Origin of the sequence: Agromyces sp. NBRC 114283, from assembly GCF_030268405.1 — a bacterium.
Classification (GTDB): domain Bacteria; phylum Actinomycetota; class Actinomycetes; order Actinomycetales; family Microbacteriaceae; genus Agromyces; species Agromyces mediolanus.
The window spans coordinates 1203111-1219283 of sequence record NZ_BSQP01000001.1; the positions used below are offsets into that span (position 1 = coordinate 1203111).

Annotated in this window: 29 protein-coding genes; 28 read left to right on the forward strand and 1 reads right to left on the reverse strand. The window is 62.8% G+C overall.

What is annotated here, in order from left to right; all coding sequences use genetic code 11:
- The first annotated feature begins 367 nt into the window (after window positions 1-367).
- The 4 genes from QSJ60_RS05690 to QSJ60_RS05705 all read left to right on the forward strand — a co-directional run bounded on the left by QSJ60_RS05690 (window position 368) and on the right by QSJ60_RS05705 (window position 2853).
- Window positions 368-1012, forward strand: a complete 645-nt coding sequence (locus QSJ60_RS05690) for a hypothetical protein (protein ID WP_285462944.1) — start codon at window positions 368-370, stop codon at window positions 1010-1012.
- On the forward strand, window positions 1009-1560 hold the full coding sequence (locus tag QSJ60_RS05695) for a hypothetical protein (protein WP_285462945.1): 552 nt from the start codon (window positions 1009-1011) through the stop codon (window positions 1558-1560). Before QSJ60_RS05690 ends, QSJ60_RS05695 begins: the two co-directional genes overlap by 4 nt.
- Before the next feature lie 115 nt (window positions 1561-1675).
- A complete protein-coding gene (locus QSJ60_RS05700) occupies window positions 1676-1846 on the forward strand; it encodes a hypothetical protein (RefSeq protein WP_285462946.1) in 171 nt (56 codons plus the stop codon).
- Complete coding sequence (locus QSJ60_RS05705) at window positions 1846-2853, forward strand: DUF7666 domain-containing protein (RefSeq protein ID WP_285462947.1); 1008 nt, start codon at window positions 1846-1848, stop codon at window positions 2851-2853. Before QSJ60_RS05700 ends, QSJ60_RS05705 begins: the two co-directional genes overlap by 1 nt.
- A 1134-nt stretch (window positions 2854-3987) precedes the next feature.
- On the opposite strand, the gene QSJ60_RS05710 is transcribed toward QSJ60_RS05705, so the two are convergent.
- Entirely contained in the window at window positions 3988-4410 is a 423-nt protein-coding gene (locus QSJ60_RS05710; RefSeq protein ID WP_285462948.1) for a hypothetical protein, read from the reverse strand.
- Window positions 4411-4452: 42 nt separating this feature from the next.
- Between QSJ60_RS05710 and QSJ60_RS05715 the strand changes: the two genes are divergently transcribed.
- The 24 genes from QSJ60_RS05715 (at window position 4453) to QSJ60_RS19080 (ending at window position 15632) form a co-directional block, all read left to right on the forward strand.
- On the forward strand, window positions 4453-4641 hold the full coding sequence (locus QSJ60_RS05715; protein WP_285462949.1) for a hypothetical protein: 189 nt from the start codon (window positions 4453-4455) through the stop codon (window positions 4639-4641).
- Window positions 4638-4856: a hypothetical protein gene (locus QSJ60_RS05720; protein ID WP_285462950.1), complete on the forward strand. Its 219-nt coding sequence runs from the start codon at window positions 4638-4640 to the stop codon at window positions 4854-4856. Before QSJ60_RS05715 ends, QSJ60_RS05720 begins: the two co-directional genes overlap by 4 nt.
- Window positions 4853-5029, forward strand: coding sequence for a hypothetical protein (locus tag QSJ60_RS05725; protein WP_285462951.1), 177 nt, complete (start codon window positions 4853-4855; stop codon window positions 5027-5029). Before QSJ60_RS05720 ends, QSJ60_RS05725 begins: the two co-directional genes overlap by 4 nt.
- Window positions 5030-5192: 163 nt before the next feature.
- Window positions 5193-5387, forward strand: a complete 195-nt coding sequence (locus QSJ60_RS05730; RefSeq protein WP_285462952.1) for a hypothetical protein — start codon at window positions 5193-5195, stop codon at window positions 5385-5387.
- Window positions 5384-5638, forward strand: a complete 255-nt coding sequence (locus QSJ60_RS05735) for a hypothetical protein (RefSeq protein WP_285462953.1) — start codon at window positions 5384-5386, stop codon at window positions 5636-5638. Before QSJ60_RS05730 ends, QSJ60_RS05735 begins: the two co-directional genes overlap by 4 nt.
- Complete coding sequence (locus QSJ60_RS05740; protein WP_285462954.1) at window positions 5638-5970, forward strand: hypothetical protein; 333 nt, start codon at window positions 5638-5640, stop codon at window positions 5968-5970. The genes QSJ60_RS05735 and QSJ60_RS05740 overlap by 1 nt, the downstream gene beginning before the upstream one ends.
- A gap of 273 nt (window positions 5971-6243) precedes the next feature.
- Complete coding sequence (locus tag QSJ60_RS05745) at window positions 6244-6747, forward strand: hypothetical protein (protein WP_285462955.1); 504 nt, start codon at window positions 6244-6246, stop codon at window positions 6745-6747.
- Complete coding sequence (locus QSJ60_RS05750) at window positions 6740-7498, forward strand: recombinase RecT (protein ID WP_285462956.1); 759 nt, start codon at window positions 6740-6742, stop codon at window positions 7496-7498. Before QSJ60_RS05745 ends, QSJ60_RS05750 begins: the two co-directional genes overlap by 8 nt.
- Before the next feature lie 23 nt (window positions 7499-7521).
- Window positions 7522-7731, forward strand: coding sequence for a WhiB family transcriptional regulator (locus tag QSJ60_RS19075; protein WP_352230701.1), 210 nt, complete (start codon window positions 7522-7524; stop codon window positions 7729-7731).
- Window positions 7728-8099: a hypothetical protein gene (locus QSJ60_RS05755; protein ID WP_285462958.1), complete on the forward strand. Its 372-nt coding sequence runs from the start codon at window positions 7728-7730 to the stop codon at window positions 8097-8099. Before QSJ60_RS19075 ends, QSJ60_RS05755 begins: the two co-directional genes overlap by 4 nt.
- Before the next feature lie 23 nt (window positions 8100-8122).
- Window positions 8123-8746, forward strand: a complete 624-nt coding sequence (locus QSJ60_RS05760; RefSeq protein ID WP_285462959.1) for a DNA-methyltransferase — start codon at window positions 8123-8125, stop codon at window positions 8744-8746.
- Between the two features lie 114 nt (window positions 8747-8860).
- Complete coding sequence (locus QSJ60_RS05765; protein ID WP_285462960.1) at window positions 8861-9571, forward strand: hypothetical protein; 711 nt, start codon at window positions 8861-8863, stop codon at window positions 9569-9571.
- 548 nt (window positions 9572-10119) lie between these two features.
- On the forward strand, window positions 10120-10410 hold the full coding sequence (locus QSJ60_RS05770; protein WP_285462961.1) for a hypothetical protein: 291 nt from the start codon (window positions 10120-10122) through the stop codon (window positions 10408-10410).
- A complete protein-coding gene (locus tag QSJ60_RS05775; protein ID WP_285462962.1) occupies window positions 10407-10853 on the forward strand; it encodes a single-stranded DNA-binding protein in 447 nt (148 codons plus the stop codon). Before QSJ60_RS05770 ends, QSJ60_RS05775 begins: the two co-directional genes overlap by 4 nt.
- A 12-nt stretch (window positions 10854-10865) precedes the next feature.
- Window positions 10866-11795, forward strand: coding sequence for a DNA-methyltransferase (locus tag QSJ60_RS05780; protein ID WP_285462963.1), 930 nt, complete (start codon window positions 10866-10868; stop codon window positions 11793-11795).
- The gene (locus QSJ60_RS05785) at window positions 11788-12159 is read left to right on the forward strand and encodes a hypothetical protein (RefSeq protein ID WP_285462964.1); all 372 of its coding nucleotides are present in this window, start codon (window positions 11788-11790) and stop codon (window positions 12157-12159) included. The genes QSJ60_RS05780 and QSJ60_RS05785 overlap by 8 nt, the downstream gene beginning before the upstream one ends.
- A complete protein-coding gene (locus tag QSJ60_RS05790; RefSeq protein ID WP_285462965.1) occupies window positions 12156-12401 on the forward strand; it encodes a hypothetical protein in 246 nt (81 codons plus the stop codon). The genes QSJ60_RS05785 and QSJ60_RS05790 overlap by 4 nt, the downstream gene beginning before the upstream one ends.
- A complete protein-coding gene (locus QSJ60_RS05795) occupies window positions 12398-12775 on the forward strand; it encodes a DUF7736 domain-containing protein (protein ID WP_285462966.1) in 378 nt (125 codons plus the stop codon). The genes QSJ60_RS05790 and QSJ60_RS05795 overlap by 4 nt, the downstream gene beginning before the upstream one ends.
- A gap of 109 nt (window positions 12776-12884) precedes the next feature.
- Window positions 12885-13253, forward strand: a complete 369-nt coding sequence (locus QSJ60_RS05800; RefSeq protein ID WP_285462967.1) for a hypothetical protein — start codon at window positions 12885-12887, stop codon at window positions 13251-13253.
- A 384-nt stretch (window positions 13254-13637) separates the two neighbouring features.
- Window positions 13638-13763 (forward strand): hypothetical protein, encoded by a 126-nt coding sequence (locus tag QSJ60_RS05805; protein WP_285462968.1) that lies wholly within the window; start codon window positions 13638-13640, stop codon window positions 13761-13763.
- Between the two features lie 163 nt (window positions 13764-13926).
- Window positions 13927-14106 carry a hypothetical protein gene (locus QSJ60_RS05810; RefSeq protein WP_285462969.1) on the forward strand — a complete coding sequence of 60 codons (180 nt, stop codon included), beginning with the start codon at window positions 13927-13929 and terminating at the stop codon, window positions 14104-14106.
- Window positions 14103-14447 carry a hypothetical protein gene (locus QSJ60_RS05815; RefSeq protein ID WP_285462970.1) on the forward strand — a complete coding sequence of 115 codons (345 nt, stop codon included), beginning with the start codon at window positions 14103-14105 and terminating at the stop codon, window positions 14445-14447. Before QSJ60_RS05810 ends, QSJ60_RS05815 begins: the two co-directional genes overlap by 4 nt.
- Window positions 14444-15025: a DUF7340 domain-containing protein gene (locus QSJ60_RS05820; RefSeq protein ID WP_285462971.1), complete on the forward strand. Its 582-nt coding sequence runs from the start codon at window positions 14444-14446 to the stop codon at window positions 15023-15025. Before QSJ60_RS05815 ends, QSJ60_RS05820 begins: the two co-directional genes overlap by 4 nt.
- Window positions 15026-15347: 322 nt before the next feature.
- Window positions 15348-15632, forward strand: coding sequence for an HNH endonuclease (locus QSJ60_RS19080; RefSeq protein ID WP_352230703.1), 285 nt, complete (start codon window positions 15348-15350; stop codon window positions 15630-15632).
- The last annotated feature ends 541 nt before the right edge of the window (window positions 15633-16173 follow it).

Here is a 16173-nt window from a genome sequence, read left to right on the forward strand (position 1 = left end):
GCCGGGAAGCGGGACAACAGAGATCACCGGGGCGAAGAGCCTGTGGTGCGTGGGTTGAGTAGCTGGGCGTCGTGGTGGGCGGGCTCCAGGTTCCTCACGGGGTAGTCCGTTGACTTGGCGGTCGCGGATGAACTTACCGAATTGTGCATGGCCGGATCAATAGGGGCTTCCCCTTAAGGTCCGGTGGCGCGGATGGAGCGTTGTAAGCGGGACGAATGTCCCCATCGTTGAACGCGCTTCCTGCTGATGGATCGGCGTAAGAGGGCTTCGGGCCCCAGCGGTGAAGGCGGGGTATCGACTTGGTGGTCGATGGTGGCGTTGCTGGCAGGCACAGACGTTCGAGCCGTCTGAACGCGCGGAGGCTGTGATGACTGATCTGGTGTTGATGGATGAAGTTCGGGCGCGCCGGTTGACGGAGCGCATTCGTCTGGTCGCGGCGAACGTGGCCGAGAACGTGGAGACGCTTCGGCAGTTGGTTTCGGAGGCGAAAGGCAGCAATGTTCATCAGGTCCTGGGGTATCCGTCGTGGACGGCGTACCTCAAGGACGTGTTCGGGGACGAGCCGTTGCGCCTGGCGCGGGATGTTCGGCAGGAGCTCGTCGCCGAGCTCAGCGCGCAGGGGATGAGCACACGGGCGATTGCCCCAATCGTCGGCGTCTCGCCGCGCCAGATCACAACGGACATTCGGGACGCAGAAGGTGTGAACAACTTCACACCTGGACCGCAGACCATGATGCAGGTCGATCCGGACACGGGCGAGGTGGAAGACATCCCGGCCCGACACGTTACCGGTCTCGACGGCAAAGAGTATGCCGTCCCGGTTCAGAAGAAGCCTCCGCGCGATGCCTCCAGCCACGCGTTCCATGAAGCTGACCTGATCAATTCGTTCTCCGCGATTATCCGCACAACATTCACGCCGGATCATGTCGCGCAACTCTCGGATGCCGCCAGGGCTCGCCTGGTGCTTCTGCTCAGCAATGCCATTTCAACCCTGGAAGGAAGCAGCAAATGAACACCGACATCAAGAACCTGAGCGGCTACGTCAGGGTTCGGATCAAGCCGCAGGAGGCTCGGCCGCGGTGGATGCAGAAGGCTCTCCAGAAGGCACTCGAGGGCGGGCAGGGGGCACCTAACGAGCTCCGGTTCGCGTGCCGTATCGCGCAGGACGTGAATGACACGTTCGAGTCGGTGGAGTTGGGTGACGGGACGAAGCTCACCCTCAATCCGAAGGGGAAGGCCCAGTTCGGTCGCAACGCGAAGGGTCACCCGTATCTCACTGTCGGTGTGATCTGGTCGGAGAATGGCGCGCCGTATCGGCTGCACTGGGAGGCGGAGGGCGTTCCGCTCAAGATGCAGCAGGTTGCGGTGAAGCACGACGAGGGCCGGAAGGTTGGAGCTACGACGGTCGCGTTGAAGTTCAGTGACGCGGTGGTTGCTCGGGTTCGGCACGACCTCGACAAGAAGGGGCGCGCGCTTCCTCGGAAGCCGCACCGTGGCGGGTCGTCGTACCCGCCTCGTTCTCACGACCGGATCTGCGCCGCAGACCTGCCGCAGTCCTAACCACGGACGCCGTTTGAGGCCAGTGACCCATCCGGGTTGCTGGCCTTCTTCTTTGTCTTGGTGTACCTGCTTCACCCGAAGTTGTGGGTGCACCTCTTCTTGTTGGGAGGGCGTCATGGGTGACGACTTCAACGCCGGGTACCTGACGGGTTGGGCGGAGTGTGCGGCGGAGCTTCTGCGTCGGCGTACGCGCCTGTTTCATCCGACTGGCCATGCGGTGGATGCGGTGTTGGTGAATCACGTTCGTGAGCTGGCAGTGCTGCCAGAGAAAGCAAAGGTGCAGTAATGGCCGTCACGGTCACCAGTCAGAAGGAACTCGACAAGGCACTCAAGAACAGTGAGCCGGTGATCTACATCGACTCGCCCGCGGGTGTGTGGTTGCGGGTCGAGAGTTCGGGTTCGTCCCGTGTCGAGGCGCGGGGTTCGTCCAGTGTCGAGGCGTGGGATTCGTCCAGTGTCGTGGCGCGGGGTTCGTCCAGTGTCGTGGCGTGGGGTTCGTCCCGTGTCGTGGCGCGGGGTTCGTCCAGTGTCGTGGCGCGGGGTTCGTCCAGTGTCGTGGCGTGGGGTTCGTCCCGTGTCGTGGCGTGGGGTTCGTCCCGTGTCGAGGCGCGGGGTTCGTCCAGTGTCGTGGCGTGGGGTTCGTCCCGTGTCGTGGCGTGGGGTTCGTCCCGTGTCGAGGCGTGGGATTCGTCCCGTGTCGTGGCGTGGGATTCGTCCCGTGTCGTGGCGCGGGGTTCGTCCCGTGTCGAGGCGCGGGGTTCGTCCCGTGTCGAGGCGCGGGGTTCGTCCCGTGTCGAGGCGCGGGGTTCGTCCCGTGTCGAGGCGTGGGATTCGTCCCGTGTCGTGGCGTCAAAGTACGTTGCCATCCACCTCCACTCCAAGAAGGTCGCTCTCAGCGGCGACGGTGTCGTCATCGATGTCAGCAACATCGACACCCACACCACGGACGACTTCCTCGCGTTCCACGGGGTGAAGGTGCAGGACGGTGAAGCGATCCTCTACAAGGCAGTGGACGCGGACTTGTTCGCCGGCCACGGCTACACCAAGACGCAGTACCCACTCGGAGCCACGGTGACCGCCCCGGATTGGCGTCCCTCGCAGGCGTGCGGAAACGGGCTCCACTTCGGCTACCGGCCCGCGGTTGCGCGCAGCTACTACAACGGCGGTGGTGCCCCTCGGTTCCTTGAGGTTGCGGTGCGGGTGGACGGTCTCGTTGCCCTCGGGGACAAGGCGAAGGCGGAGTCGTGTCGGGTGCTGCGTGAAGTGGATATCCACGGGGATGAGGTGCAGTGATGGGTGAGCGTGTTCGGCTCGGCTCTGTCGCGGTGACGTCTGAACGTACGTACACGTCCTTTCGTATAACGGTCGATGGCCCGGCCACGCGACATCACCCTGCTCCGCGGTACATCTACTCCGACGACAAGCGCCGCAACTTCGCCACGCTTTTCGTGGACGACGAGACCGGGATTGTGACCACGGATGTGGGTGCGTTTGAGAAGTGGTTGGGAGCCCGCTGATGTCTGGTTGGGGTGGTGATGACCGGCATGGGGAGAACGGGTTGTTGACGTTCGCTCCGGCGACTGTGGCGGTGGTGGATCGTGTGCGGCCAGACAGGTGTTGGAGCGGTGTGGGGCGTTGGACCTCGCAGAAATGATCGGGGTGTAGCCGTGACGCCGATGGAGTCGGTTGAGGCTGAGGCGTTCGCGAACCTTCACTACACGCGACTGTTGGAGAAGGTTCCGGAGCCTCCGTGCGAGTTCAACCACACGTCCACCACCTGTACCGGGTCGGTCACTCACCGTGCACGGTCGTGTGAGGAGGCGTTGAACATGTGCCAGGCCGGTCGCGCCTCGGTAGAGCAGACGCTGAGCTGGGCGCTGTCCACCTGCCGATTCTGCAAGAAGCCCACGCGCGACTGCTGGCGAATCTGGCCCGTGTGATGTACGCGCCTGACTGGTACCGGACTGTGGTGGATGTTGAGGACGCGTACTGCATGCGATGCGACTGGATTGCGGACGCCCCTATTGAGGGCGTCTATGACGGGTGGGATCACTCGTTGACGTGGGGTTGCCCGGCATGCGGCCGTGAAGAGGTTGAGGAGTTGGGATGAGTTGCGTTTGCGGGTTGCTGATGGTTCCGCACAACCGGGCGGGGGAGTTGTTCCGTTGCCCGAACTGTGACGTGCTCCAACCGCAGGAGATCGCCGAGCATCCGAAGCCTCGCGTAACGACGAGGGAGGACCGCTTGTTCGGTGCGGCTTGGGAGCGGAAGAAGCGCGAGATCTACGGGGCCGGCGCGTGACGTCGTGTCCGGGGTGCGGGTGGGAAACAACAGAGGAGCTGCAATGAACGACCGCCAAATGCTTGCTGAGATCGCCGGTCGGATTGCTGCCGCCGCACTGGTGAAGTGCGACGAGTGTGGCGATCTCTACTGGTCGCGGATGTCGAATCCCGTCCGAGTGTGCTCGATGTGCAGCGGCGGTGTCCCCGAACCCGACGTGGAAGGGAGCGAGCGATGATCGATGGCATTCCGGTCATCAGTAGCGAGTACGTGAAGATCGGCCACCCTCTGCGATTCGCCGACCCAGGCATGAAGCGCCTCCAGGTATTCGCGCACCCGCTCGACGCCATCGCAATGAAGCACGTGGCGGACCCGCTGGCTCGCCTCGACGAAGCGATGACGTGGATCGTCGGCAGGGCGCACCGGCAACTCGACTCGCTGGCGCACCACCTCGCCCCGGAACCCGACGTGGAAGGGAGCGAGCGTGGCTGAGGCGGCGCGCTGGGTGTGCTCGTCGTGCTCGAACGGGCGGCACATCTGCGACTGGATCAACCTCGACATGACGCGCATCTGCGACTGTCTCACCTGCATCTGGCCCAGAGGAGGTACCTGATGATCCGTACTCCTGATGAGATCCGGGCTGACCTTGACGCGCTACTGCAAACGCAGAGCGCGTTTCTCGTATCCGCCGCCAACCTTCACCGGTCGGCACACGACCTTGAGAAACACGCCATCACCCTCGGGGAACAGATCCGGGCGGTTGAGGAAGAACTACTAGCCGCGAACGGAGCAGCAACATGAAGATGACTAGCGCCAGTCTCCGCGCCCTTCGCAGAGCGGCGGAGGAGCAGCGGGACGCCTACGCGAAGATGATCGAGCTCAACAAGGGAGTCGGCGGGCTCGCCGCAGAGCACCCTGAGATGTTCGACGCAATGGACGCATGGGACGACCTCACCGAGAACGACTTCGCGGACATGGTCCTCGAGCTTCTCGATTTGATTGAGGATCTGCGATGACCGGCCGTGTGACGAAGTGGGATGTCATCGCAACCACCATCGGGCTCGCCGCAACCGTGGGCACGCTCGCGGGGTGTGCGTACCAGCTCTGGCCCCTCAAGGTCATCAGCATGTTCGTCCTCGCGACCGCGTTCGTGCTCGTCGTCTGGTACCAGCTCGGAGACGGCCGATGACCCGCAACCGGAAATCCGCGAAGAACGCCGGCACCGCATTCGACTCTCAATCGCAACCCACCTCGCAACCCACATCGACGACCGCATCGAACGCCGCGTCAAACACGGCGCCCACGACCGCGGCGACATCTCCGGCCTCCGAGTCCTCGGCAACCGGGTCGTCGTGGAATGCAAGGAGTACGGCGGACGCCTCCTCCCCGGCGAGTGGATCAACGAAGCACACACCGAAATGGGAAACGACGACGCCACCGCAGGAATCGTGATCGCGAAACGCCGCGGCACCACGAAACCCGGTGAGCAGTGGGTACTCATGACCACCGATGATCTGGTGGCACTCATCACAGGAGAACGACCATGAGCATGTCACAGAGAATCGCGGAGATTGAAGACGAGCGCGAAGGGCGAGTCATTCCGCCCTGGAGGTACTGGCTCGTCGCCATCGTCGGTGCCGTTTGTTTCGCCGCGGCCAGGGTGTTCGGCGTAGTGGAAGGGCAGGCCGAAGAAGGAACGACGGGCTGGGCCTACTGGGTCCACCTCGGGATTTGGATGGTCTTCTTCGTCGTCTACCAGGCAAGTATCCACCGGTACCGCAGAAGGGCGCTGGTCTGATGAACCCGGCAGAGAAGATCCAAGCCGCAATCGACAAGCTTGAAGGTCTGCGAGATCAAGGTTGGCCCGGCAAGTGGCAATACGTCAACGGCGCGATCGAGACCGATGAGGGCTTCGAGCTGTTTCAGCACCACGACGCTGAGTATTGGGGTACTGGCCGTGTGGCGCTGGATGTAGATCACGCCGTTCCCCAGGCCGAGCTGATCGTCACCCTGCACCGCACGATCGACGCGCAGCTCGCGATCCTGCATCGGGGCATATCGGACGCCGCTCCGGAACGTGAAGTCGCAGAGCTGCTGGCCGACGCGATCCTCGGTGACTCCGATGCGTAGACCAGTCACCCTCCAAGACGCACAAGGCGACGAAATCACCGGCTACTACCACCCCGCCACCCAATCCGACTATCCCGGCACCGTGACCGTCAACGGCACCCGCTGGTTCGAACCGGAATGGGTGCGACAAGGGTGGCGAATTATCCACTGGGGGGACTGGGAGACATGATCGATCGCGTCCTCTGCGACGGCCGCAACCGAACCGAATGGGAGCAAGCCCGTTACTCCGTCATCGGAGCGTCAGACGCAGCCCGACTCTCGAAGATCGAGTCAGTGCACCTGTACCTGACGGCGAAGCTCAAGCGCGACGTGTTCTCAGGCAACGTGTTCACCGAGAACGGGTACCGATTCGAGCCGATGATCCTCGGTTGGGGTGGCTACAACCACAACGTGGCACTCATCCACGCGCCCGACGAAACCGGGTTCGCCGCCACCCCAGACGGCATCCACCCGTCCGGAAACGCCGGTGCCGAAGTGAAGATCAAACACGTCACCGTCGACAAGCGGACCAAAGGCCCCACCCTCCCCGAATGGCGGCAGATGGCATGGCAGTTCCGCGTCATCCCCGAGTTCGAACACATCGACTGGATGTGGGGCGACATCGACAAGAACGGCGACGGCGAAGACCTCATCGACGACGAACCCCGCTTCATCCGCGTCTACCGAGACGACCCCAAGATCCTCGACCTACAACAACAGGTCGAACCCATCGCAACCGAACTCTTGAGCCGCCTACGGGCGGCTCTCGCATTTGAGAAGGAGCTGGCCCTTGTCTAGCGAGATCGTCCTCGTACCCCAGTCCGCAAACCCGCAAATGTGGTCGCTCGAGCAAGCCGCGCTCATGGAGTTCGCCGGCCTCGTCAAGACCACGGGCGGGCAGAAGCAATACGCCCCCGTGAGCGTCGCGCAGGCGTTTATCGCCGCAGTCCAGCGTTCCGGCCTAGACCCCTTCGCCAGGCAGATCTACGCCGCTGAGATCGGCGGGAAGTGGACCATCCTCGGCGCGATCGATGGGTTCCGCGCTGTGGCTGCCGCATCAGGTGAGTACGCCGGGCGGACCCCAATCGAGTACACCGCGGACGGTGAAACGTGGGTGCAGGCGTGGCTCTCAGACGATGCCCCCGCCGCTGCTCGTGTGGGGGTGAAGCGGAAGGGCTTCGACGACTACGCCTACACCGTCGTCACGTGGAAAGAGTTCGGCCGCACAACCGGGCAATGGAATAACCAGCCCGCACACATGCTCGGCGTCCGTGTCCTCTCCCACGCGCTGCGAGACGCGTTCCCGCAGATCCTCGGTGGAATCTACACCCCCGAGGACTTCGACCACCAGGCCGACGCGATCGTCATCGAACCGTCCGAAGACTGGGGCGAACTCATCAACACCGCGACCGACAAGGAAACCCTCGCGGACATCGTCAATCGGGCAAAGAACCGAAACGAACTCAACGACGATCTCCGAACCGCTGCGCTCGTCCGACACGGACAGATCAACCGCGGCGAGATCGAGGAGCCCGAGGCGGAGTCATGAACCCACCCGAATGGCACCCATGGATGGACGACGCCGCGTGCGCGGAACTCCCACCCGATGACTGGTTCCCCGACAACGGCAACCACTGGGGCAACGAACGCGCAATCAAGATCTGCGAGGACTGCCCGGTGCGGGCCATGTGCGCCGAGTACGGAATGGAAGAGCGGTACGGCGTTTGGGGTGGGCTCAGCCCCCGAGCTCGAGCAGCAATCCGCAGGGAGCGTGCAGCGTGATCCCGAAGAAGCTGGTTGCCCTCGTACTCGACCGTGACCGCGGCCGGTGCGTGTTGAACCTCCCAAGGTGTCTCGGCGCCGCGTCGGTTGCGGATCATCGTGCGAATCGGGGGAGTGGCGGGTCGAAGGTGTTGGACGACGCCCGCGCCCTGATCGCCGCGTGTGGGCTCTGCAACAGCGACAAAGCTGACGCGTCGGGTGAGACACGGGCTGAGTTGATCCGTCGTGGCGTGATTGTCGAGAAGGCGGCGACGAATCATCAGACGGTGGTGCGTTGCGCGTACACCCCAGTCGAGTACCCGGATGGTGCCCGCCTGTATTTGCTGAGCGACGGTCGTCGCGTACCCGAAGGTGAGGTGCCCTTTTGAAGCCGTACTACGAAGACCAATTCGTGACCCTGTACAACGGGGACTGCCTTGAGGTGACCGAATGGCTGTCTGCCGACACGCTCGTGACTGACCCCCCCTATGGGATGGGGTATTACCTCCACAGTCGTGCCGGGAAGAACGCCGCCATCGAGGTTGCGGGCGATCAAGACACGACTGCCCGAGATGCCGCACTTGCGCTCTGGGGTAAACGCCCTGCCTTGGTCTTCGGGTCATGGCGCAACGCAAAACCTAAGTGCGATCAAGTCTTGATTTGGGACAAGGGAGACGAGGCTTCGCTGGGTCATCCCGTGTTCTTCTCTGCGTTCGAAGAGGTCTATGTCATCGGTACCGGTTGGACGGGACCACGCCGATCCAACGTGATCCGGGCTAACGGGCTCGCCCGCGGCGGGGCTGAGCGAAAGGGGTTGGGGCACCCGACGCCGAAGCCTGTCGGACTCATGGAATTGCTCGTTTCTTATGCGCCGGGAGCTGTCATCGCTGATCCGTTTGCGGGCTCCGGAGCAACGCTCCTGGGCGCGCGCAACATCGGGCGAAAGGCGATTGGGGTCGAACTCGAAGAGCGCTATTGCGAACTGATCGCGAAGCGTCTCGCGCAGCAGGCATTCGATTTCGGGAATATCGCATGATTCCGGTTCTGCCGTGTCCGTGGTGTGAGGGGGAGACGGCCCCAAGTGAGGTGTTTTGTGTCCCGTGTGTGCAGGTTGCGCGGGAGTACATGGCAATGGTGAGGAGGTGAGTATGTGACGAAGAAGGATGACCGGCTGTTCGCCCCGTTCTCGATCGAGCTGGACGAGCACCCGAAGTTCGTCGGCCTCTCAGACGCTGCGTTTCGCGCGTTCTTTGAGGCCGTCTTCTATTCTCGGCGGCGTCTCACCGATGGGTTCTTGGATGAGCGTGTTGTGCTTCGGCGTTGGGGCGCCGAAGTAGCTGCGGAGCTCACTTCGAATGATCCGGAGCGGCCGTCGTGGGTGCGGGTGGACAACGGGTGGAGGATTCACGACTTCGAGTTGCATCACCCGTTGCGCGCGTACATCGAGGAGAAGCGGGCTGCGATTTCTGCCAAACGGAGCGAGGCGGGAAAGCAAGGCGCAGCAAAGCGATGGCAAAAGGATGGCAAGGCTCAGGCATCCGATAGCTCAGAGACAGAGACAGAGACAACAACACCTAAAGGTGTTGTGCGCGCTTCGCGCCGCAAACCAGAGATCCCGATGCCGGATGACTGGACCCCGAAACCCGCCCATGTCGCCTACGCCGCTGAGCGAGGTGTGGACGGTCGCCATGAAGAGGGGCAGTTCCGGGCGTGGGCTGCGTCGAAGGATGCGCGGTACCGGGATTGGGATGCTGCGTTCCGTGGCTGGTTGGGGCGGGCGAATCCGTCGAAGGCGACTCCGACGCAACGGGCTCAGCGAACTGTGATGCTCGCAACCGAACTACAGGAGATCGAACAATGAGTGCTCTTACGGAAGCAATGCAGGAGTACGCGAACGCGATCCGAGGCGACTGGTCAGACTTCGACGGTCGCTCCGAGCGGAACGTAATCGAATCGTGGATCGAGGAGATCAACACCCCGACCGATACGACCCTTGAGCAGTGGCGCGATCAGCTCGGACTCTGCCCGGATGGAAACGGCCACTGGGCCGGGCTCAGGTGGGGGCACTGTCGCCGCGAGGATTGCCCGACGCAGGTGGCTCGTGAACAGGTCTGAGTGCGCGAAGGTGTTGGCGAAGATCCAGTTGGGTGATAACCGTCAGGTGGATCAGCTCGTGTTGGACGAGTGGTTCGACACGATCGGGCACCTGAACTTTGAGGACGCGATCGCTGGGGTGAGGTTGCACCGGCAGGAGTCGACGGCGTATCTGATGGCGGCGCATGTGATTGCGAACGCTGGGCGGGTGCGTCGTGACCGTCTCCCGTTGACGGCTTTGGAGTCGGCGGGTCGTGAGTGTGCGGTGCATGTGGGTTACCCGTTGCCGTGCCACAGATGCCAGGAGGAGGGGACGTGAGTATCCGCGACGAACTCCGTGCGCAGGCGATGGCGTACTTCGCGTCACCGGCTGGCATGCGGATGAGTGAGAACCCTGCCGGGTCGGTCCTTGCACCCGTGTGGGCGGTCGACCAGTCCGATGCCGTGGCCCGTCACCACTATTGGCGGTTCGCGTTGGGTGCGTCGGATGAGCATGCGATCGCTGGTTGGGCGTTCGTGATGTCGGGACGTGAACGGGCGGCCCGGAAGGCGGCGAGAGAACTTGAGGTCGCGCACGCGGCCCTGAACAGGAAGAAGACAGCATGACCGCAACGACAACGATTGTTGGAAACACGACGGCCGACGTCGAGCTCCGGTACACCGCGAACGGCACCGCCGTGGCGAACTTCACCGTGGCGTCGACGGAGAAGGTCTTCGACCGGCAGGCCAACGAGTGGAAGGACGGCAAGAAGCTGTTCATGCGCTGCACCGCATGGCGCGACCTTGCGGAGCACATCGCCAACTCGATCTCGAAGGGAACCCGAGTCGTAGTTGTCGGGAAGATCGCGACGCGTGAGTTCGAGGACCGCGAGGGAAACAAGCGCACCACGATTGAGTTGGAGGTCGACGAGATCGGCCCGTCGCTTCGGTACGCGACCGCCCAGGTTACTCGTGCGCAGGCGAATCGTGGTGCGCCCGAGCCGGCGGCTGAGCCTGTGGACTCGTGGTCGCTGCTGAACGGCGACTATAGCGACTCCACCCCTTTCTGAGAGGATCAGCGCATGAGCATGTCCGTAACACCATTGAAGCGACCTGCGTTCTCGGTCATCGAACACGACTCAGCGCGGGACTACGGACTACTCGGTCACAGCTCGGCACTGATACAAGGTGACGCAGTAGCAGTCCTGAAATCCATGCCTGAGAAATCGGCGCAGATTGTCGTGACATCCCCGCCATATTGGTCGCTCCGTGACTACGGCATTGACGGACAGGTGGGACTTGAAGCATCGGTCTACGACTTCATCAACAACCTCGCGTCGCTGTTCGATGAGGTCAATCGCGTCCTCCGAGACGATGGGACTCTCTGGCTCAACATCGGCGATTCCTACACCTCTGGTGGTCGCACTTGGCGCGCGCCCGATAAAAAGAATGTCGCCCGAGCGATGCAGACTCGCCCTGACACACCTGAAGGGCTGAAACCGAAGGACCTGATCGGCGTCCCTTGGCGACTTGCGTTCGCCCTCCAGGAGCGCGGGTGGTACCTGCGCCAGGAGATCATTTGGAACAAGCCCAACGCGCAGCCCGAGTCTGTCAGGGACCGCCCGACCCGATCGCACGAAAACGTGTTCCTATTCAGCAAATCTGAGCGCTACAAGTACGACGTTGACGCGGTTCGAGGCCCAAATGATCGCCGACTGCGATCCGTGTGGGACATCAAGACCCAGTTCCATCGGGAGGCCAGCGGCCACTTCGCCACGTTCCCGCCAAGCCTGGTTGATCCCTGCGTGCTAATCGGGAGCGAGCAAGGAGATCTAGTTCTCGACCCGTTCTGTGGGTCCGGGACCACGGCACTGTCGGCAGGAAACCTCCACCGCCGATTCGCCGGGATTGAACTCAATCCGGACTACATGGAGATTGCCAGAGCGAGACTGTTGAAGAACGGCTTCGTTGAGAACCCCGGATCTGACTTCGTGGGCGTTGCGCATGGCTAACTTCACGTTCCCCCCGCCCGCCCGCCAGATCTACATTCATGCCTTTCTGGACCGCGCCCGTGCAACGACGCTCCACGCCGCGGTAAGTGACGCGGCCTCAGCAGTCAACCCAACTCAACTCCGAGACGAGATCACAAGATTCGTCCCAGCAACTGGGCTGCAGGAGCTTCAGGGATCGGGCGCACGCGACGAGCTCGAAGAGGCTCTGATCACCGCTTCCGAGGATGGGTACCTGTCTGGCTCTGTGGCTTTCCGTCGAGCGGCCAACGGCGCCCTATTGGGGGATCTCTACTCCGATGACGGCGGTGTTGAAGCTACGTATGAGGTTGAGGTGTTTGTGGGCCGGAAGGTGGTGGCGTCGTGACTGAGGAAGCACGAGAAGCGGCGATCGACCGTGCGCGGCGGCTCGCGGAACATCACGGGATCAAGTTCTGGACCGATGCGATGTTCGAGGTGATCGCGGCGGCGGAGGCGTCCTACGCGGCGGGTGTTCGTGAGGGCATCCGGCAGGCGCGTGAAGCGGTCGTTGCGGTGAACGGCCGCGGGATGGACAACTATCTGGGCAGGGCGCTTGAGGCAATCGACGCTTTGGAGGCGGAGAAGTGAGCGAGACGCGAGAGTTCCACATCGGAGACGTACTGTCCGCAGCTACCGGGCGGCTCGTATCACCCCGCCACATTGACGGTGTCTACGACATCCTCGGGTACATGGTCGGGGAGAAGCTGTTCACCCACCAATTGCCTCGAGTATCACGCGAGGTTGAGCCGGTACTGCGGGAGCAGCACCCTGACCTGTGTGCGGTGACCATCCCGGACGACCTGAACTCTGAGGCGAAGGTGCTGGCATGGTTGGCGACCCTGTACCCGGTGTTTGGTGAGACGGTTGCGGTCGCCCGCATTGACGAGGCCGACCACACCAGCATCGACCCAATCGCGGAGCTCAAGATGATGCGGCCGGACGTGAAGATCATCTCAGTCTGAGTCCGCATCCTTTGTTGGGGCCGGTGACCTTCGGGTTGCCGGCCCTCTTTGTGTTTTGACCCTGGGAGGGGGATTCGTTTTGGGAACCGGTAAGTACCCGGAAGAGATCGTGGAGAAAGTCGCGAAGGCGATGGCGATCTACGGCGACTACGACGGTTGCTTCGAGCGGCTCGAGGAATGGGCTGCTGCGACCGACGAGCAGCGTGACCTCGGTGAGGTCGAAGAGCCGATGGATTCCGATGTGGAAGACGCCGAATGGTGGCGTAGGCGTGCCCGGGCAGGCTTGGACGCTCTCGGCCTCACCGCGACCGAGGAGTGGGGGATGCAACATCCCCGCGCCGGATACACCTACTCGGGCTATGTGGACGAGCAGCACATGCGCACAGACCGGGCGCGGTTGTCGGACAGTCAGGAATGGCCCACTGTTCGCCGCACCGTGCTTCGCGCTGAGACCCCGTGGGAGGTGGTGAACCAGTGAGCGGCTACATACCCACAGCACAGTTGGCGATCCAGGCAGCAGCCGAGCGAGAGGGAGCACTAGCGAGACTCTTCGCGCTTGGCGCGGACGGCCGCATGCTCGAGGCGCTCGGCACTTTGGTCGCAGCAGGCATGACGCCGACCGAGGTTGAGACCATCGCCCAAATCTATGTTCGGGGCGGTTTCAGCGGTGCCGCGGGGCGGCGATGGTTGGGGCTGCTGCAGAGGTGAGACAAGAGGCGACCCACCGTGGCTGAACAGTGGATGCCCTCAATCACTCGACCGCCTGCGCCTGGGTTCCACTGGGAGCTTGAGTTCCCGGATGGTGACTGGCGGGGCGGCGTCATCTACTGGGCACGGAAGAACAAACGAGAGGAGACGGACTGTGGCTAGGCGAACGATGCTCGAGCAGGAGATCTACGAGCAGATGATCGAGCAGGGGGTCGACGAGATGACCGCGGACATCGTTGCGAGCGAGGTCGCGGATGACATGGAAGGGGGCGAGCGATGAAGTACGTCCGTCGCATCTGGCATCGGCTGTTCGGGTACCCGCCGCTCGTGTGCCGTTCGTGCGGTTATCGGGTGCCGTTCCTCGGTGACCGCACCGAGCGGGCATACAGAGCCTTCGACCACTGGGAGGCCAACCATGAACCCGACGTGGAAGGGGGCGAGCGATGAAGCTCGAAGAAGCTGTCGGGCGGGAGGTTGACTGGTTCGGAGTGCCGGCGCTCGTCGTCGGTGGCTGGGCGCAGCCGACGTATGCCCTGCAACTCAGCGATGGCACTCGAGTGACTGTCGGGCAAGACAAAGTCCGCTTCCTCGCTGAACCCGACGAACGAGAGGAAGACCGATGAAGCTCGGAGAGATCACCCTGCGCATCCCGGTGCGACTGGACTACGAGAGCGACGATCGCGAGTACGCCGTCGGTGGCTGGTACTTCGTCGTTGCTGAAGACCCTGAACTCGTCGCGAGCACCCTCGACAACGACGCAATGGTCATGCTCGCCAAAGAGTTGCGGGACGGCGACTTCTGGGCTGACGCTGCCCTTCACCGGTTCGTCGATCCGTCGATCGCCGACGCGCTCACGGACACCGAGATGCGCGAACTCGGCGATCGGATCAACAATCGCTGGGTCGGGTACCACTACACCCCTGAACCCGACGGTTTCGGGTCTACCCCGGAAGGAGACACATGAACAGGCTCGTGGAACGACTCACGCGAACCCACAAGGTCGCCGTACTCCGCGACGACGGCACCCGAACGTACGTCATCGAAGAAGCCCTCATCGAACAGTTGAGGGCTTCTATCGTTTCCGGGAACGCGAAGTCCGGCACCGCGGGGAACAAGCAGAAGCTCCCGATGGATGCTGGCGCTTTCGACCTGTACGAGGAGATCAAGGCGGAAGCGAACGGGGCGTGGGAGGACGTGTCGGGCGGTCGCGCATCGAACCCGGACGCGGTCGAGACGATCATCGCCCTGTGGGCGGCAGCGGTCGGTCTTGACGCGGAACCCTCGCTTATCGACTGGGAACGCCGGATCGAGGATCTGCTGTCGCCCCCATCGGTAGCTGAGATCGATGCACCGTGCGTGTCCTGTGGGGTGCGTGACGTACCGCGAGAGGGGCCGGACGGGATCGTGCTGGTGCGTGCGCTGCGGTTCATCCGCGACCGCGTCACGAACGAAACCCTCGAAGCGCGGTGTCTCGCCTGCGGGGAGTCGTGGGCGCCGAATCAGTTCCTCTGGCTCGCTCGAGCAATCGCCGCGGGTGCCTAGCGGGGATGGCTCGATTGTGCTAAGGTGTGAGTGCTCCGGATTATTGTCTAAATTTTCCGGAGTTCGTTGTTTAACGAAGAAGCTCCGGCGAGGTGGCGACCTCCCGGAGCATGACCAACTCGGATGAGGAGTTGATGTGTCTCATTCTACTCATGCCCTCGTGCATACCAACTCGGACAAGTACCGCGTTGCGGCGAGTGACCCGAAAGCGCTGGCACGGATTCTGCGCAAGGTTCGCTACGAGGGGGACTGTTGGATCTGGACCGGTGCAGTCAATCAACGCGGATACGCTGTGGCGACATCGAACAAGCAGTCAGTGTATGTGCATCGTCTCACGCACTGGATTGTTCAGGGGGTGGTCAAAGACGGCTATGTCCTTGACCACCTCTGCCGCAATCCATCCTGCGTAAACCCTCTGCACACCGAACCCGTGACAAGCGCGGAGAACACCAAGCGTGGGAACGGCGGAGCCGCCCGGTCTGAATGCCCCTATGGACACGGGTACGACTCATCTAACACGCGAATCACTATCGACAGGAACGGCTACCCGCACCGCCAGTGCGTTACTTGCACAACTCTGCGGAACGCGGCCCGACGCGGTTCCTAGGACTTTCCTCGGCAACCTTCGGCACTTCACGCACAAGCCAGCCAGTACGGCTGAGCCTCTTCTGAAACAGCGAAGTCGTGTCCCGGGGAATCATCGACCGTGCACCCAACGGTGTGGCGGCTATCGAGGCTTCGGCCGCTGAGCCAGCGTATGCAAATCAGCGGCCCTCATCGTCGCGGCGTGGTCACATTGTGGCACGGTCGCAGACACCGGTTACGGGCAGACACCCCGGCAGTGCGGTACGGCGCCGCCAACCACAAAGCCGTTCAGCGTATCCGCGAACCATTTGCCGGTTCTGGTCGTGGACGTAGTTAGGCCGGCTGAGCAGTTTCATGCAGTGGTCTGCCAGGTGAACCCAAGTCAAACCGCCGCACCGCCGCGAGCGGGGACATACCTGAGCCTCAGGCATACAGGGCGTCCCCGCTTCGCGTGCACGGGACTAGATATGGTCGGCTGGCGTTCCATCCGCTACGAGTGGAAGACGAACGTCACATCCCGGATCGTGACCGGGTGGTTCCACGACGCGAGACAGGCTCGGCCT

Bases quoted from the DNA above. Each gene is read 5' to 3' on its own strand.
- QSJ60_RS05690 (WP_285462944.1), top strand. From the start codon at position 368: ATGACTGATCTGGTGTTGATGGATGAAGTTCGGGCGCGCCGGTTGACG.
- QSJ60_RS05695 (WP_285462945.1), top strand. From the start codon at position 1,009: ATGAACACCGACATCAAGAACCTGAGCGGCTACGTCAGGGTTCGGATC.
- QSJ60_RS05700 (WP_285462946.1), top strand. From the start codon at position 1,676: ATGGGTGACGACTTCAACGCCGGGTACCTGACGGGTTGGGCGGAGTGT.
- QSJ60_RS05705 (WP_285462947.1), top strand. From the start codon at position 1,846: ATGGCCGTCACGGTCACCAGTCAGAAGGAACTCGACAAGGCACTCAAG.
- QSJ60_RS05710 (WP_285462948.1), bottom strand. From the start codon at position 4,410: ATGCGCGTCATGTCGAGGTTGATCCAGTCGCAGATGTGCCGCCCGTTC.
- QSJ60_RS05715 (WP_285462949.1), top strand. From the start codon at position 4,453: ATGATCCGTACTCCTGATGAGATCCGGGCTGACCTTGACGCGCTACTG.
- QSJ60_RS05720 (WP_285462950.1), top strand. From the start codon at position 4,638: ATGAAGATGACTAGCGCCAGTCTCCGCGCCCTTCGCAGAGCGGCGGAG.
- QSJ60_RS05725 (WP_285462951.1), top strand. From the start codon at position 4,853: ATGACCGGCCGTGTGACGAAGTGGGATGTCATCGCAACCACCATCGGG.
- QSJ60_RS05735 (WP_285462953.1), top strand. From the start codon at position 5,384: ATGAGCATGTCACAGAGAATCGCGGAGATTGAAGACGAGCGCGAAGGG.
- QSJ60_RS05740 (WP_285462954.1), top strand. From the start codon at position 5,638: ATGAACCCGGCAGAGAAGATCCAAGCCGCAATCGACAAGCTTGAAGGT.
- QSJ60_RS19075 (WP_352230701.1), top strand. From the start codon at position 7,522: ATGGACGACGCCGCGTGCGCGGAACTCCCACCCGATGACTGGTTCCCC.
- QSJ60_RS05775 (WP_285462962.1), top strand. From the start codon at position 10,407: ATGACCGCAACGACAACGATTGTTGGAAACACGACGGCCGACGTCGAG.
- QSJ60_RS05780 (WP_285462963.1), top strand. From the start codon at position 10,866: ATGAGCATGTCCGTAACACCATTGAAGCGACCTGCGTTCTCGGTCATC.
- QSJ60_RS05785 (WP_285462964.1), top strand. From the start codon at position 11,788: ATGGCTAACTTCACGTTCCCCCCGCCCGCCCGCCAGATCTACATTCAT.
- QSJ60_RS05810 (WP_285462969.1), top strand. From the start codon at position 13,927: ATGAAGCTCGAAGAAGCTGTCGGGCGGGAGGTTGACTGGTTCGGAGTG.
- QSJ60_RS05815 (WP_285462970.1), top strand. From the start codon at position 14,103: ATGAAGCTCGGAGAGATCACCCTGCGCATCCCGGTGCGACTGGACTAC.
- QSJ60_RS05820 (WP_285462971.1), top strand. From the start codon at position 14,444: ATGAACAGGCTCGTGGAACGACTCACGCGAACCCACAAGGTCGCCGTA.